The organism is Salegentibacter sediminis (assembly GCF_002078605.1).
GTDB lineage: Bacteria > Bacteroidota > Bacteroidia > Flavobacteriales > Flavobacteriaceae > Salegentibacter > Salegentibacter sediminis.
This window is the reverse complement of record NZ_MSJR01000004.1, coordinates 137,957-151,743: the sequence shown is the minus strand read 5'-3', so window position 1 is coordinate 151,743 and position 13,787 is coordinate 137,957. Positions and strand designations below refer to the sequence as shown.

The following is a 13,787-nucleotide window of genomic DNA, read 5'->3' as shown; positions in this document are numbered from 1 at the left end:
CAAAAATCACCCAGCTTTTTCCCTGCTTTGAAGGTATTCTTTATCAGTTAAATCCAAAATCATAGGTGTGATACTGGTTTTTCCCTGTTTCACAGCCCAGCGATCAGAACCTTCATCTTCAGGTTCAATGGGGACAACGGTAAACCAGTAATGTTGCCTTCCCATAGGATCTTTATTTGCGATAACCTTGCCATCATAATGTCTTACAGATTGCGAGGTCCAAAGAATTTCACCATCGGGATATCGTGGGAAATTGATATTCAGAAGTTCCCGGTCTTCCTTATCGATTACTTCGTCAAAAGCCATTTTTACGAAAGGCTCAAGAGCATTAAAATCGGGTTCTTCATCCCCTACCGACACGCTAAAGGCAATACCCCGAATTCCAAAAAGTACAGCCTGCCTTGCCGCTGAGAGCGTCCCCGAATGCCAGGCCGAATTTCCAATATTGGAGCCTATATTAATTCCTGAAACCACCAGATCTATGTCTTCCATAAGATGAGTGCCAAGGGCCACACAATCGGCAGGGGTGCCGCTTACCCGGTATGCTTCAATTCCCTCGAAATGTATAGGTGAATTTTTATAAGTAATTGGTTTGCCCGAAGTAATGGCCTGCCCCATCGACGATTGTTCTACATCGGGGGCCATCACAATCACCTCGCCATAATTTGAGGCTACCCTGGCCAGACAGGATAAGCCGGGACTATAAATACCATCATCATTAGTGACCAAAATTTTCATAGCTTTAAATTTCTAAGGTTTATAAAATTTAATTTACGAAAATATATACGGCTTGATTCCCTTTATAAAGTCCGGAGATCAAAAATTATCATTATTTTAATAGACTGAAGGCTTTCATTTTAAAAGCTTTAAAACTTAAATCATAACTTATCGTTAAGTGACATAGAATCTTTAATGCTGTCATTTAAATTTGAAGGAAAGATCGAAACATGAAGAAAGCTCAAATTATACATAATCCCACCGCAGGAAATGCTGCTCATACCAGAGAAGAAATTATTGAGTTGGTTAAAATGGCCGGTTTTAAAACCAATTATGTATCTACCGATGATGAAGCCTGGGAATCTTTCATCGAGAATGAAATGGATGTGATCTTCCTGGCCGGTGGAGATGGGACGATTCGAAAATTGGCTTCAGTCCTCATTGAGAAGGAGATGTGCGACAGGCATATTCCAATTTATCTTTTACCACTGGGTACTGCCAATAACATCGCCACCAGCCTTGAGATTTCTAAAAAACTGAATTCAGCATATACAAAAAAGGAAAAAGAACTTCAGAAATTCACCTGTGGTAAACTAAAGGGAGTAGGCGATGATGATTTCTTCCTGGAAGGGGTGGGTTTTGGGGTTTTCCCGGAGTTGATCCGGAAAATGAAAGAAAAAGACCAGGATGGGGAAACTCCCGATGAAAAACTAAACCGTAGCTTAAGAATTCTACTGGAAATCGTGAAAGATTACAAAGCTCAAAAGGCAAGCATTAAAGCCGATGGTTTAAAAATCAAAGGGAGATTCCTTCTTGTGGAACTAATGAATATAAAATATATAGGTCCGAACCTGGAATTTGCCCCAAATGCCAATGTTGAAGATAATTTCCTGGACCTGGTACTTATCCCGGAAGCAAAAAGAGAAGCTTTTGTAGCATATGTGGAAAGTCTTATCAGTGGAAATTCAAAATTCCAGGATATTAGAAGTTTTGTAAAAGTGCTACGGGTTAAAAAACTAAAGATGAAATGGAAGGGATCACAACTGCACGTGGACGATAACCTTATCGAGGATTACGACGGAAAAAAAATCAGGATGAAAATGAATTCCAAAAACCTGGAATTCTTTACCAGTAGCCCGGTCTATATGGAAATCTTAAGAGACAAATTGGATGCTTAATTACTGATCAGCTTCTTTTCATTTTTTGCTGAACTCTTAAGGCGAAATATTGAATTTTCCATAATTAAAATTGCCACTTCTGTCATATTTTTTAGTTCGTAGAAGGCGATAGAAGGCAACTCCTCCTCCACTTCCTTCCTCAACTTATATAACTCTTTCAACACTTTATTTTTGAAGTCCAAATCTGTACCCTGAACTGCCTCATATCCCATTAATTTATTTAACCTGCCATGCTTAGCTTCTATAGAAACGCCATCGCCTGAAACGACAGCAGGCTCAGATTCTCCAGCCTCACTACCAGCCACTGGCAAACGATCTATTTCCCTGGATATATTTTCAAAAGCCTGGTGAGAATAAACCAAAGCTTCCAGTAAAGAATTGGAAGCTAAACGATTGGCCCCATGGAGCCCGGTATAAGCACATTCTCCTGAAGCATAAAGGTTTTCGATGGAGGTTCTTGCTTTGGTATCTACTTCAATCCCGCCACATTGATAATGAGCGGCAGGAACAATAGGGATAAGCTCTCTTTCAGGCTTGATTCCAACTGAATTACAATAGGAAACTATTGTTGGAAAGTGCTGTTGAAAATCCTCCGAGTTAAGGTGCCTGCAATCCAAAAACACAGATTCTTCCCCCGATTCTTCCAGTTCCTTTACGATTGCTGAAGAAACAATATCCCGGGTAGCGAGTTCCCCCCGGGAATCATATTTAAATAGAAAGCGTTTCCCGCTAGTATTCACCACATAAGCGCCAAAACCTCTTACTGCTTCTGAAATGAGAAATAAGGGATGTTTATTGCTTTCAAATAATGCTGTGGGGTGAAACTGAATAAAATCCATATCTTTAATCGTGGCTCCTGCTCTATGGGCGATAGCGACACCATCGGCGGTGGCTACAGACGGATTGGTAGTATTCCCGAAGATCATCCCGCTTCCCCCGGTAGCTAAAAACGTAATCCTGGCTTGAATCTCAACATGTTTATTGATGTTCTTATCGATGGCTTTTGCTCCAATACATTGTGTTTGCCCCCTATTCTCTTTCGTTAAAAGATCGGTAACAAAATAGTGATCCTGAATACTGATATTAGGTAAAACTGCCACTTTTTTCAAAAGTGTTTTTTCCATTTCAAGTCCGGTTAAATCCCGATGATGAACTATTCTTGCCTGAGAGTGACCACCTTCGAGGCCAAGGGCAAGTTGGCCGGTTTTATTCTTATCAAAAGAGGCGCCCCAGGCAATAAGTTCTTCCAGCCGCTCTGGAGCTTGCGAGACAACCATCTCTACAACCTTGCGGTTGCTTAGGCCCTTTCCGGCTTTCATGGTATCTTCAATATGCTGATGAAAACTATCTTTAAGTTTATTCAATACCACGGCTATGCCCCCCTGCGCCCGGGCGGTGTTACCGGCCTCATCGCTACTTTTGGTAAGAATTAAAACCGAAAGATCGGGCCGGGCTTCGGCAATTTTAATCGCAAAAGAGAGTCCCGCGATACCGGAACCAATAATGAGAATATCACTTGTTTTTTTCATCTTATTAAGATAATTCCATCATTCGTTTTATTGGTTTGCCGGCTTGCTCCATGAGATCTTTTTCCAGCAAAATTTCAGGGGTTTCATTGTATAAACATTTATAGAGTTTCTCCAGGGTGTTCATTTTCATAAAGGCGCATTCGCTGCAGGCACAGGAATTATCTTCCTTGGCGGGAGCAGGAATCAATTCTTTATGAGGCACCTCCTTTTGCATCTCATAGAGAATTCCGGCTTCGGTAGCTACGATAAAGCTGCTCTTCGGACTTTCCCTGACGTAATTGAGCATTCCCGAGGTTGAACCTATATATTTTGCCGTTTTAAGAATATGTTCCTCAGATTCGGGATGAGCGATGATCTCTGCCTGTGGATTTTCTTTATGAAGCTCAATTAATTTATCTAAAGAGAAAGCCTCGTGAACTATACAGGCCCCATCCCATAAAAGCATTTTTCTGCCGGTTTTTTCCATCAGGTATTTTCCCAGATTCTTATCGGGTGCGAAAATGATCTCCTTCTCCTGCGGAATAGAATTGATCACTTTTTCGGCATTTGAGGAAGTACAAACGATATCGCTTAAAGCCTTGATCTCTGCAGAGCAATTGATATAAGTTACCACCACATGATCTGGATTCTTAGCTTTTAATTCAGCAAAAGTATCGGGTGGGCAACTATCTGCCAGGGAGCAGCCCGCCTCAAGATCGGGTAAAAGAACCTTCCGGGAAGGATTAAGGATCTTTGCGGTTTCGGCCATAAAATGCACGCCTGCAAAAACAATTATATCCGCCTCAGATTGAGCCGCTTTTTTAGCCAGTTCCAGGCTATCGCCTACAAAATCTGCTATTTGCTGAATTTCAGGCTCCTGGTAATAATGCGCCAGGATCACGGCATTTTTCCGCATTTTAAGCAAGCTGATCTTCTCCTGTAATTCGGCGGTATTCGGTTTGAAAACGTTCATGAGTATATTTTGCAAACAAAGCTACAGGCATTGGAACTGGATTTTTATGATTCTAATCAGTATTTGAAAAGAACTTCGGCTATTTCACGCATGTTTAAGCTTATTTTAGCTAAGCTTTAATACTGAAATGGCCACCTTCTTCGTAAATTTAGGTAAAATGAAACCAGCAAGTTGCTGGACCCAAAAAGGGCAACATACAGGCACTTGATTACAAGTCTATCCCTGATCCCAAATTGGGATTTAAATTATAAACAGATGAAAAACAGGCCTATCATATTGCTTATTATCACCAGTATCCTGCTGCTCCTGGTAACTGTTTTGTCTTATTTTAATGTGCAATTCCCCCTGGTATTTTACCTGACTGTAATTGGCCAGGCCTTTTTAATTTACACGGTTTTTAGCGTACTTACTAATAATTATAAAACCACCAAAACCTTTGACGACTGGTATGAAGACCACCCGATAGGTAATGAAAAGTTGTAGGCTAAATAAAATATAACCTGATTCTAATCATACTGTACATCTTGATAAAAACCCTAAATTTGCTGTAAAGATTAATTGATTTATATGCAACTCAACCAATATATTGACCATACCTTACTTAAACCCACAGCAACACCGTCAGAAATAAAAAAACTTTGTACAGAAGCCGTTCAACACCAGTTCTACGCGGTTTGTGTAAATGGATGTTATGTGGAAACTGCTAAAAAAGCAGTTGAAAATTCCGAGGTGAAAATCGCTGCGGTAATAGGTTTTCCCCTAGGGGCCTCGACTACTGCATCAAAAGTTTTTGAAGCTGAAAACTGTATTGAAAAAGGCGCCGATGAGATCGATATGGTGATAAATATCGGGATGCTGAAAAGCGGAAATCTCAAATTCGTTGAAGAAGAAATTGGGGCCATAAAAAAAGCCATTGGAGATAAAGTTTTAAAAGTTATTATTGAAACCTGTTTTCTTACCGATGAAGAAAAAACACTGGCTTGTCGTGCTGCCTTAAACGCCAAAGCCGATTTCGTTAAAACATCCACAGGTTTTGGTTCCGGCGGTGCCACAACCGAAGATATCGAAATTATGAAAGATGTGGTGGGTGATAAATTACAGATCAAAGCTTCGGGAGGGATCAAGGATACCAAAACTGCTCAGAAATATATAAAATTGGGGGTTTCCCGCCTTGGAACTTCATCTGGAGTCGCCTTAATAAGTTAAATACCAGAAATAGATGAGTGTACATATTCAAGCAAAAAAAGGAGAAATTGCCGAGGCCGTTTTAATGCCTGGAGACCCGCTGCGGGCCAAATGGATCGCCGAAAGCTTTTTCGAAGATGCTTTTCTTTATAATTCGGTGAGAGGCATGTATGGCTACACCGGCACGTATAAAGGGAAAAAAGTTTCGGTACAGGCTTCTGGAATGGGGATCCCCTCGGCTTTGATCTACTGCAATGAACTTATTACCGATTACGGAGCTAAAAAACTTATCAGAGTAGGCTCTGCCGGTTCTTATCAAAAGAACCTGAAAGTAAACGAAGTGGTTATCGCGATGGCCGCTTCTTCTAATTCTGGTTTTAATCGTGCCAAATTCCCACATGCCGATTTTGCGCCTACCGCAGATTTTGAGCTGTTTATGAAGGCTGTTAAATATGCTGAAGAAAACCAGATTAAGTTTCGTGCCGGAAATGTGTTTTCTTCTGATGTTTTTTATGAAGACGACCCCCTGGACTATGAAAAATGGGCAAAATACGGGGTTTTGTGTGTAGAGATGGAAACCGCCGGACTTTATACTGTTGCTGCAAAGCATAAAGTACAAGCGCTTTCGGTATTAACTATTTCAGATTCGCTGGTTACCGGAGAACATTTACCAGCTAAAGACCGCGAACAAAGTTTTAGCCGTATGGTGGAGATCGCCCTGGCTACTGTTTAAACTATTCAGGAATACTTCTGCGGAATTTTTTCTAACTTGAAGCCTTTAATTCCCTGTCGCATGAAGTATTCCTTTTTTCTCTTATTTCTAATTATTTCTGTGGCTGTTTTTCCGCAGCAAAAAACACAAATTTTCCAGGAAAAGATAGATTCTATTTTTACTGAAAGTCAGGGAGATTTTGCTCTTGCCTTTAAAGAACTTTCCGGAGAGAAAGGAAGCATCTTTATCAATGAACATGAAAATTTTCATGCTGCCAGTACTATGAAAACTCCGGTAATGATCGAAGTTTTTAAGCAAGCTGAAGCGGGAAAATTTTCCCTTGATGATTCCCTGCTTATCAAAAACGAATTTAAAAGCATTTTTGACGGTAGCAGTTTCAAACTTGATCTGGGCCGGGATAGTGGAGAACATTTATACAGCCAAATTGGTAAAAAGATAAGTATAAAAGATTTGGTGATCGATATGATTAGCCAGAGCAGTAACCTGGCTACTAATATCTTAATAGAGTTGGTAGATGCAAAAGAGGTTAATGCAAGTATGCGAAAAATCGGCGCCCGGGATATAAATGTTCTTCGGGGTGTGGAAGATATGAAGGCCTATGAGGCCGGGTTGAGCAACTCTACCACGGCCTATGATCTAATGCTGATTTTTGAAGCTCTTGCCAATGGACAGGCGGTGAACCCTGAAGCCGATAAGGAGATGTTGGAAATCCTGAGGCTTCAGCAACATACCGACCTTATTCCTGCCCTACTCCCTAAAGAGGTGAAAATTGCCAACAAAACAGGTTGGATTACCGGCGTGCATCACGATTCTGCACTCGTGGAATTACCCGACGGGAGAAAATATGTACTGGTGTTACTATCTAAGAATATGAAAGAAATGGAAAAAGGCACTCAAATGCTTTCAGGCATATCTAAAATGATATACGATCTTATGGTCAATAATTTTTAATTCAAAGAATATATTATGAATACCTACACAGCAAACGAAAATCGATACGAAAAAATGCAATACCGTCGCTGCGGAAAAAGCGGGATCATGCTTCCCCTACTTTCGCTCGGTTTATGGCATAATTTCGGGGACAAAGCTGACCAGAACAATGCCCGAAGCATTTTAAGGACAGCCTTTGATAATGGAATCACGCACTTTGATTTGGCTAATAATTACGGCCCTCCCTATGGTTCGGCCGAAAGAAATTTTGGGAAGATCTTTGCTGAAGATTTTAAAAAATATCGAGATGAGCTTATCATTTCTACCAAAGCCGGCTGGGATATGTGGCCGGGGCCATACGGGAATTTCGGTTCAAGAAAATATCTTATCGCCAGCCTTGATCAATCGTTAAAGAGAATGGGATTGGATTATGTAGATATTTTCTATCATCACCGTCCCGATCCCGATACGCCACTGGAGGAAACGATGGGCGCCTTAGATCAGATCGTAAGACAGGGAAAGGCCCTGTATGTGGGAATCTCTCAATATTCGGCTAAAGACACCAGTAGGGCTGCTAAAATCCTTAAGGCACAGGGCACCCCTTTCCTTATTCACCAGCCCCGGTATAATATGATGGACCGCTGGGTAGAAAATGGCCTGATGAACACTTTGGAACATGAAGGCCTTGGAAGTATTGTTTTTTCACCCCTGGAACAGGGAATATTAACCTCAAAATATCTGGATGGTATTCCCGAAGACAGCCGTGCGGCTACTGAAGGAACTTATTTAGATAAAACCCAGATAACCCCCAAAGTAGTAGAGCAAATACAGGAATTAAACAAATTGGCTGAAAAACGTGGTCAAAGCCTGGCTCAAATGGCCGTTGCCTGGTTACTGAAAGATATGAGGGTAACTTCTGTTCTTGTAGGCGTAAGTAGGGTTTCCCAATTAGAAGATAATATTAAGGCACTTCATAACCTGGAATTTAGTCCCGAAGAATTAAAGACGATCGACAGGATTCTCGGTTTTTAACAGCTCGGGTATTCCGAAAAAACAAAACTGCCCATTACATTCGTAGGGCAGTTTTTTATTTTTAATAAATATCCTGGTCCCTTTAATTGATAAAAACCTCCAGTAATTCACAATCTTCAGCCTGGAGTATTACTTTTTTATTTTTTGCCGGAATAAGCAGACTTTCGCCCTGGTCGAGTTTTTCGCTATACCCATTGGTAGCTATTTCAGCGCTACCACTCACACACATATAGATTACAAAAGAATCCAAAGCACTGTAATCTTTAATTACCTTTCCCCCTATGGGAAGATAATTGGTCGTGAAATATTTACAACTCGCTACTTCAGAGGATTGATTTTTTTTCTTCTGATAACTGAGTTTGAAATCGTCTCGTTTTTCAAAGTCTATAGCGTCTATGGCCAATGCCGTATGAAGCTCTCTTCCCTTTCCCTGATCGTCTACCCTGTCCCAGTCATAAATACGGTAGGTGATATCTGAAGTTTGCTGTATTTCGGCCAGGAGAACCCCCGCCCCTATGGCGTGCACTTTTCCGGTATTTATAAAGAAACTATCTCCTTTTTTTACTTTTTCAAAGTTCAGTACCTCAGTAATAGTCCCTTCTTCCAGGTGTTTTATATAATCTTCTTTAGAAATATTCTCCTTAAAACCAATGTTGATATTTGCATCCTCGTCGGCCTGCATGATGTACCACATTTCTGTTTTTCCAAAAGAATTATGCCGCTGCTGTGCCAGCTCGTCATTGGGGTGCAGCTGTACCGACAGTGCGGTTTTGGCATCTATATATTTTATAAGAAGCGGAAATTCATTCCCAAATCGCTCGTAGATATGGTTCCCCACCAGTTTGCTTTCATATTTTGCCAGCAGGTCAATGAGGGATTTTCCTTTTAAAGATCCGTTAGCCACCAAAGAAACATCTTCTTTAACCCCCGATATTTCCCAGCTCTCTCCTATATTTTCAAGGCTGCTGTCCTTATTTAAAATCGTTTTGAGCTTATTGCCCCCCCAAATTTTTTCTTTTAAAATAGGTTTGAACTTCAACGGATAATCTAACATGGTTTTTTACTTTGGTGGGTTAAAAGCAAGGTAAATATAGTCAATATTAATGATGGTAGAAAATGGATGAAAACCTTTAAAAGTCTAATTCTTTAAGCTTAACTCACTTAGGATATAAATAAAGAATTTTAAATAAAAAATATTGTTTTATTTACAAAGAGGTTTATATTTGCAACCGCAAAAACAATGGTCGCGTAGCTCAGCTGGATAGAGCACCTGCCTTCTAAGCAGGCGGTCCCAGGTTCGAATCCTGGCGCGATCACTTTTTGAGAGATCAACCACAACAAAACCCCTTGAATCTCAAGGGGTTTTGTATTTTTAGACTCCCGGGATAACAGGACAGCATGGCGAAAGATCTTAGGATTGCCTTTAGGCTTATTTAAATTAGGTTCTATCCAAAAAAAGGAGCAGGTTTCAGACTATAGTTTGTCTTATCACTGCTCCCCATCCAATAATGAAAAAACTTAAGCATCCAGAGACATCTCCCTGGAAACTCTTACTAACCTTAATTTTAACCTGTTGGGTTAAAAAACCTACAGTGTAACAAGTACGCACTTTTTATTTATTTTTATTCAAGGGGAAAACCCCTGATTTTAACCGGGATTTGATTGTATTGCATATAATTCCATCCGGATTATATTGAGTAAATTTCTACTTTTATATTTGCCGGGTAATAAACGCTTTATTGGAGTTATATAAAAAGATAAACGAAAATCAACCAGCCCAATACCTTATAGGGATTGGGATTATTACTTTTGTATCCTTTATTTGTTATCTGTTTATAGACTTTATTGGATATCATGTAGTTGCCTTAATTCTGCTGCTTGCTGTTTCAATTCTGGCCATGTTTTTTGAAATATTTCCAATTGTTACAATAGCTGTTTTAAGTGCCCTTATCTGGAATTTTTTCTTTATTCAACCACAGTATACTTTTAAGATAAGCACTCCGGCAGATGCCTTATTTTTTTTAATGTATTTTATGATTGCCGTAATGAATGCAGTTTTTACCACCAAAATAAGAAAAGCTGAGTCCACTGCACAAAAGCGTAAGGAACGAGGGAAGACCCTTGAATTATATAATACTTTACTCAATTCACTTTCACACGAATTAAAAACCCCAATCGCAACAATTATCGGATCAATTGATACCCTAAAGGAAAATACAGAGAAACTTTCTCAGCAAAATAAGGAAGACTTGTATAGTGAAATAGAAATTGCGGGGAATCGGTTAAACAGGCAGGTGAAAAATCTGCTTAATATGAGTAGGCTGGAAAGTGATTTTATCCAATTACAATTGAATTGGTATGATATTAATGAATTGATTTATAGTGTTATTAAACATAATAAAGGTGATGCTTTAAACCATCATATTAATTTTTACCCTAATGATGATCTCCCCTTGTTTCAATTTGATGCAGCTTTAGTAGAGCAAATACTGCATAATATTTTGCACAATGCCCTACAATATACTCCCATTGGATCTGTCATTGAAATTAAGGTTTCCTATACTGCGGAAATATTAAAAATGGAAATAAAGGACAACGGAAAAGGCTTTCCGAAGGATGAAATAAAGCGTGTTTTTGATAAATTTTATAGATTGCCAAACTCGGTAACCGGAGGCACAGGACTAGGTCTTTCTATCGCACAGGGATTTGTCAAAGCTCATAACGGAAAAATTTATTTAAAAAATCGATCTTCGGGTGGTGCAAAATTTACTGTAGAAATACCAGTCGCGTTGGCTGATCCCAAAAATTATCAAAATGAATAATGCTGAAATACTTGTTATTGATGATGAACCTCAAATCAGGAAACTGCTTAAAATCTCCCTGGAAAGCAATGATTATAAGGTTACCTTAGCTGAAACAGGTACTGAAGGTATTCATCTTGCAGCCAATCACACTCCAGATCTTATCATCCTTGACCTGGGTTTACCCGATAGAAACGGTCATATAATTCTAAAGGAGCTTCGGGAATGGTATGAGAAATCGGTAATAATTTTGTCGGTGCTGGATAAAGAGGCCGATATTATAAAAGCCCTGGACAATGGCGCAACCGATTATCTTACCAAACCCTTTAGAACAGGAGAACTTTTAGCCCGAATTAGGGCTTCCCTGAGAAGTAACCAGAATACCGAATTACAACCCAGAATAAAGGCACAGGATCTTGAAATTGATCTTTCAGCAAGATTAGTTGAAAGGGATAAAAAACCTATTAAATTAACCTCTACCGAATACAGTTTGATAGCTCTTTTAGCAAAGAACCAGGGAAGGGTGCTTACCCACCAGTTTATACTTAAGGAGATTTGGGGAATAGGGTCCCAGAACGAAACTCAATACCTACGGGTTTTTATTGCCCAGCTTCGCAAGAAACTGGAAAAGAACCCAAATGCCCCTGTTCACATCATTACGGAAAGTGGGGTGGGTTATCGGTTTGTGTAATCTTTATAAAATCTTTATATCCCCGCACTAAAATTTATATTCTACTTATAAGTTGAAGCCTAACTTTGCAAGCCAACCAATTAAAATAAGCTCATGGCTAAGCGGAAAGATGGATCAGGAGAACCTAAAAATCAATCTTATTCTCATTTAAAATGGCCAGGTATTATAATGGTTATTCTTATTCTTATTTTAATAGTAGGCCTCGATTACTGCTCTCGTTAGGACATTAATTCAATCTCCAGGAAAATGACGCCACTTTCAATTCAACTTCTGGCCAGTATGAAACTGGAAAGAAGACTCAGGAAATTCTCAGGTTTTATAAGTATGATCGGGATAGCTTTGGTCATTTTCGATATAGGTTTTACTCATATTGAAAGTGAGAAAGCCATTCTTAAAGAGCTCTATTACCTTATCATAGGAATAGGTTTAATTAATGTGCTCTTTAGGAAATTTGTAGCCCCAAAAAAGCCTCCCAGGAAAGTAGCCTTATTTGACTGGTTTTTAATCATATCTTTTCTACTACTACTTTTTATTAGGAGCGAATTCCTGGTAGAAAATATTGAAATTTTAAAGGTCTTTAATAAAATGGGGTGGCTCTACCTGGCCATATTGATGTATTTTCTCCGCGAAGTTTTTTCCTTTAGGTTGAATTTCAGAAAAGAATACCTAAACCCCGCACAACTCTTTGTAATTAGCTTTTTGCTAATGATATTTCTGGGAACATTATTCCTATTGCTTCCTAAGGCCACGCACTCCGGAATTTCCCTCGTAGATGCGCTATTTACGGCTACCAGCGCGGTATGTGTTACCGGGCTTATCGTGGTAGACACCGGCACCTTTTTTACCGGCTTCGGGCAAAGCGTGATCATGATATTAATTCAATTGGGAGGCCTTGGGATCATGACCTTTGCAAGTTATTTTAGTTATTTTTTCCGCGGAAATACCTCCTATGCCAACCAGCTTATGCTAAAAGACATCAGCAATTCAGAGAAAATAGGAGAAGTTTTAATGGTCTTAAAGAGAATACTTTTACTCACCTTTGGGATCGAAGCTATAGGGGCTTTCCTAATTTATCTTAATCTTAATAGGAGCTATTTCACATCTATTCCTGACCAAATATTCTTTGCGGTTTTTCACAGTATTTCGGGCTTTTGTAACGCCGGATTCTCTACCCTTGAAAACAGCCTTTACGAGCCTGCATTCAGGTTTAATTATCCTTTGCACCTCATTCTTGCGGCACTGTTTATTCTTGGGGGTATAGGCTTTCCCATTTTGCTTAACCTGTATAAATTTTTACGGTATTATGTATTCAGAAAATTTCAAAAATTTAAGGACCCGCAACAAGCCCATTATTTACCATGGGTGCTTAACCTTAATTCCAGAATAGTGCTGGTATCTACTACAATTCTATTATTCGCAGGTTCGCTTGCCTTTTACTTTTTTGAATATAACAATACTTTGGCAGAGCATGGCCCATTCGGAAAAATAGTGACCGCATTCTTTGGAGCCGCTACACCCAGAACTGCCGGATTCAACTCGGTAGACACCTCGGCGCTCCATTTCTCTACCTTAATGATCGTATTTTTGCTGATGTGGATAGGGGCTTCCCCGGCATCCACAGGAGGCGGGATAAAAACAAGTACTTTCGCCCTGGCTAGCCTTAATTTTTTTAGCCTTGCTCGTGGAAAAGACAGGATTGAGGTATACCGCCGTGAAGTATCCCCTATTTCAATAAGACGTGCTTTTGCTATTATTTCATTATCACTATTGGTTATTGGTGCTTCCATTTTCCTGGTAACACTTTTTGAAAGTGACAAAAATATAACCGATATCACTTTTGAAGCATTTTCTGCTTACAGCACTGTGGGTTTAAGTATGGGAATTACCTCAGGCCTTGGCAGTTATTCCAAACTGGTAATTATTGCTACTATGTTTATTGGAAGAGTTAGTATGCTCACGGTACTTATTGCTATGCTTAGAAATATAAAACATTTAAATTACCGTTATCCTAAAGAAGAAATATTGATAAACTAAAAATT

At 39.5% G+C, this 13,787-nt stretch carries 13 protein-coding genes and 1 tRNA gene; 10 read left to right on the top strand and 4 right to left on the bottom strand.

Annotated elements, in window-relative coordinates; all coding sequences use genetic code 11:
- Positions 1-6: 6 nt before the first annotated feature.
- Positions 7-738, bottom strand: a complete 732-nt coding sequence (gene surE, locus BUW93_RS08390; RefSeq protein ID WP_081211068.1) for a 5'/3'-nucleotidase SurE — start codon at positions 736-738, stop codon at positions 7-9.
- 209 nt (positions 739-947) lie between these two features.
- Between surE and BUW93_RS08385 the strand changes: the two genes are divergently transcribed.
- Positions 948-1,895 (top strand): diacylglycerol/lipid kinase family protein, encoded by a 948-nt coding sequence (locus BUW93_RS08385; RefSeq protein ID WP_081211066.1) that lies wholly within the window; start codon positions 948-950, stop codon positions 1,893-1,895.
- Here the strand turns inward: BUW93_RS08385 and nadB are convergent.
- Together nadB and nadA are read right to left on the bottom strand one after the other, a co-directional pair.
- On the bottom strand, positions 1,892-3,424 hold the full coding sequence (nadB, locus tag BUW93_RS08380; protein ID WP_081211064.1) for an L-aspartate oxidase: 1,533 nt from the start codon (positions 3,422-3,424) through the stop codon (positions 1,892-1,894). The genes BUW93_RS08385 and nadB overlap by 4 nt on opposite strands.
- 4 nt (positions 3,425-3,428) lie before the next feature.
- Positions 3,429-4,376 (bottom strand): quinolinate synthase NadA, encoded by a 948-nt coding sequence (gene nadA / locus BUW93_RS08375; protein ID WP_081211063.1) that lies wholly within the window; start codon positions 4,374-4,376, stop codon positions 3,429-3,431.
- 255 nt (positions 4,377-4,631) lie between these two features.
- Here nadA and BUW93_RS08370 point away from each other — a divergent pair, with 255 nt between their 5' ends.
- The 5 genes from BUW93_RS08370 (at position 4,632) to mgrA (ending at position 8,256) form a co-directional block, all read left to right on the top strand.
- Positions 4,632-4,859 carry a hypothetical protein gene (locus BUW93_RS08370; RefSeq protein ID WP_081211062.1) on the top strand — a complete coding sequence of 76 codons (228 nt, stop codon included), beginning with the start codon at positions 4,632-4,634 and terminating at the stop codon, positions 4,857-4,859.
- Positions 4,860-4,943: 84 nt separating this feature from the next.
- Entirely contained in the window at positions 4,944-5,582 is a 639-nt protein-coding gene (gene deoC, locus BUW93_RS08365; RefSeq protein ID WP_081211061.1) for a deoxyribose-phosphate aldolase, read from the top strand.
- Positions 5,583-5,595: 13 nt separating this feature from the next.
- Complete coding sequence (gene deoD / locus BUW93_RS08360; RefSeq protein ID WP_081211060.1) at positions 5,596-6,294, top strand: purine-nucleoside phosphorylase; 699 nt, start codon at positions 5,596-5,598, stop codon at positions 6,292-6,294.
- Between the two features lie 60 nt (positions 6,295-6,354).
- Positions 6,355-7,245 carry a serine hydrolase gene (locus BUW93_RS08355; RefSeq protein ID WP_081211059.1) on the top strand — a complete coding sequence of 297 codons (891 nt, stop codon included), beginning with the start codon at positions 6,355-6,357 and terminating at the stop codon, positions 7,243-7,245.
- 15 nt (positions 7,246-7,260) lie between these two features.
- Positions 7,261-8,256, top strand: coding sequence for an L-glyceraldehyde 3-phosphate reductase (gene mgrA, locus BUW93_RS08350; protein ID WP_081211058.1), 996 nt, complete (start codon positions 7,261-7,263; stop codon positions 8,254-8,256).
- A gap of 82 nt (positions 8,257-8,338) precedes the next feature.
- On the opposite strand, the gene BUW93_RS08345 is transcribed toward mgrA, so the two are convergent.
- Complete coding sequence (locus BUW93_RS08345; protein ID WP_081211056.1) at positions 8,339-9,310, bottom strand: type I phosphomannose isomerase catalytic subunit; 972 nt, start codon at positions 9,308-9,310, stop codon at positions 8,339-8,341.
- Between the two features lie 188 nt (positions 9,311-9,498).
- Between BUW93_RS08345 and BUW93_RS08340 the strand changes: the two genes are divergently transcribed.
- The 4 genes from BUW93_RS08340 to BUW93_RS08325 all read left to right on the top strand — a co-directional run bounded on the left by BUW93_RS08340 (position 9,499) and on the right by BUW93_RS08325 (position 13,782).
- Positions 9,499-9,572 (top strand) — tRNA-Arg (locus BUW93_RS08340).
- A gap of 423 nt (positions 9,573-9,995) precedes the next feature.
- Entirely contained in the window at positions 9,996-11,078 is a 1,083-nt protein-coding gene (locus tag BUW93_RS08335) for a sensor histidine kinase (RefSeq protein WP_110688283.1), read from the top strand.
- Complete coding sequence (locus BUW93_RS08330; protein WP_081211052.1) at positions 11,071-11,748, top strand: response regulator; 678 nt, start codon at positions 11,071-11,073, stop codon at positions 11,746-11,748. The genes BUW93_RS08335 and BUW93_RS08330 overlap by 8 nt, the downstream gene beginning before the upstream one ends.
- 246 nt (positions 11,749-11,994) lie before the next feature.
- On the top strand, positions 11,995-13,782 hold the full coding sequence (locus BUW93_RS08325; RefSeq protein WP_232778333.1) for a TrkH family potassium uptake protein: 1,788 nt from the start codon (positions 11,995-11,997) through the stop codon (positions 13,780-13,782).
- The last annotated feature ends 5 nt before the right edge of the window (positions 13,783-13,787 follow it).